The 2,316-nt window shown below is 66.5% G+C and carries 2 protein-coding genes; one reads left to right on the plus strand and one right to left on the minus strand.

What is annotated here, in order from left to right; genetic code table 11:
• Positions 1 to 210: 210 nt before the first annotated feature.
• Positions 211 to 996, minus strand: a complete 786-nt coding sequence (locus BUC15_RS18730) for an ABC transporter permease subunit (RefSeq protein WP_084189749.1) — start codon at positions 994 to 996, stop codon at positions 211 to 213.
• Between the two features lie 114 nt (positions 997 to 1,110).
• Here BUC15_RS18730 and BUC15_RS18735 point away from each other — a divergent pair, with 114 nt between their 5' ends.
• Positions 1,111 to 2,106: a malate dehydrogenase gene (locus tag BUC15_RS18735; RefSeq protein WP_073191607.1), complete on the plus strand. Its 996-nt coding sequence runs from the start codon at positions 1,111 to 1,113 to the stop codon at positions 2,104 to 2,106.
• The last annotated feature ends 210 nt before the right edge of the window (positions 2,107 to 2,316 follow it).

Consider the following 2,316-nt stretch of genomic DNA (forward strand, 5'->3'; position numbering starts at 1 on the left):
CTGGAGTCGGCGTCGTCGTCGGGTGGGTGCTTGGGTGGGGGATGGTTTGAGCAGGATTTGATGGTCATTGCGACGGCGTCAGTGTTGTCTGCTGACGATGCGGTCGGGGCGAGTTTGAGTAGTGGATCCTGCTCATTTCCGGGGCGCGGCAGTGGCGGGGCATGACAATGGCGCGACCCTTTCGGATCGCGCCATCGAATGTGTGAAGGATCAGGACTTGGCCGAAGCCGCCCGACGCTTGTTCCAGATGTCGAACGCCACGGCCAGCAGCAACACGAGGCCCTTGACGATCTGCTGGATCGACGTCGGGACACCCATCAGCTGCATGCCGTTGGTCATCACCGCCATCACCAGGCCGCCGATCATCGCGCCGCCGACGGTGCCGACACCACCGGTGACAGCCGCGCCACCGATGAAACAGGCGGCGATCGCGTCAAGCTCGATGCCGTTACCGGCGGCGGGCTGAGCGCCGTTGGCTCGGGATGAATACACGATGCCGGCGATACCAGCCAGCAGGCCCATGTTCACGTAGGCGTAGAACAGGGTGCGCTTCACCTTCACGCCCGAGAGCATCGCCGCGTTCAGGTTGCCGCCGATCGCGAAGACGTGACGACCATAGATGGTGTTCTTGGAGACGAACCCGTAGATCAGGACGAGCGCGGCGAGGATGAACAACACGATCGGGAAGCCGCGCGACGTGGCGAGCTTCCAAGCGAAGAACCCGACGACGATGGCGATCAGGGCCAGCTTGACGATGAACAGCGGCATCGATTCGACGGGCTGCTCGTAGCGGATCCGGGCTTGACGGTTGCGCCACTGGGAGAACGCGTAGGCCGCGATGGCGATGCCCGCCACGACCAGCGTGAACAGGTCGAACCCTGCCCCGCCTAACAGCCCGTTTATGAACCCGGTCGCGATCGCCTGGTATTCGGGGGTCATCGGGGAAAGCGACACTGAGTTCAGGACCAGGAAGGTCATGCCGCGGAACAGCAACATGCCAGACAGGGTGACGATGAAGCCTGGGATTCCGACGTCCGGTGAAGGCCTGACGCGGACCCGCAACTTCGCACGCACCCGCCGCTGCGTCCTGGTCGACGACCTGAACGTGCGCTGACGATGCGGCCGTTGAGGATCGCCGTCACCGGCGCCGCCGGGCAGATCGGCTACTCGCTGCTGTTCCGGATCGCGGCCGGCGACCTGGCGGGGGAGCGGCCGGTCGAGCTGCGGCTGCTGGAGGTGCCTGGGGCGCTGAAGGCGCTCGAGGGCGTCGTCATGGAGTTGAACGACTGCGCCTTCCCGCTGCTGGCCGGGGTGGAGGTCGGCTCGGACGCCGACGCGGTGTTCGACGGGGTGGACCTTGCGCTGCTCGTGGGGGCGTCTCCGCGGAAGGCAGGCATGCAGCGCTCCGACCTGTTGCAGGCCAACGGGGCGATCTTCGCCGAGCAGGGGCGGGCGTTGAGTGAGGTCGCCGCAGACGACGTGCGCGTCGTCGTGACCGGCAACCCGGCCAACACGAATGCGCTGATCGCGTACCGGAATGCGCCGGGCATCCCGCGTGAGCGGTTCTCGGCGCTGACAAGGCTCGATCACAACCGGGCGAGGGCGATGGTCGCGCGTCGTGCGCGGCTGGGGGTCGACGAGGTCGAGCAGTTGACGATCTGGGGCAACCACTCGTCGACGCAGTACCCGGATCTGTTCAACGCGAGGATCAACGGGATTTCGGCCGCGCGCTGGTTGGGAGACGACGCGTGGCTCAACTTCGACTTCATCCCGGATGTCGCCAACCGGGGCGCTGCGGTGATCGCGGCGCGCGGGTCGTCGAGTGCGGCGTCGGCGGCGAACGCGACCATCGAGCACGCCCGCGACTGGCTGCTCGGCACCGAGCCGGGCACGTGGACGTCGATGGCGGTGCCGAGCGATGGGTCGTACGGGGTGCCGGAGGGGTTGGTGTCGTCGTTCCCGGTGACATGCGAGGGCGGCGACTGGTCGATCGTGCAGGGCTTGGCGTTGAACGCGTTCGGACGGTCGAAGTTGGAGGCGTCGGTCGAGGAGTTGAAGCGGGAGGCGGATGTGGTGGAGTCGCTGGGTCTGTTGGGAGCCGGTTGAGTCAGGGCTCGTTGCGCTTGGGTTGTTGTGCTGTGCGGTGTTGACGTCGTCGGGTGGTGTTGATGTCGTTGGGTGGTGTTGACGTCGTCGGGTGGTGTTGACGTCGTTGGGCGGGCCGCTGGTGTTGCTGCCCCGCTGGTGTTGCTGCCCCGCTGGTGTTGCTGCCCCGCTGGTGTTGCTGCCCCGCTGGTGTTGCTGCCCCGCTGGTGT

The sequence above is a fragment of the Tessaracoccus bendigoensis DSM 12906 genome (assembly GCF_900141915.1).
GTDB classification, from domain to species: Bacteria; Actinomycetota; Actinomycetes; order Propionibacteriales; family Propionibacteriaceae; genus Arachnia; species Arachnia bendigoensis.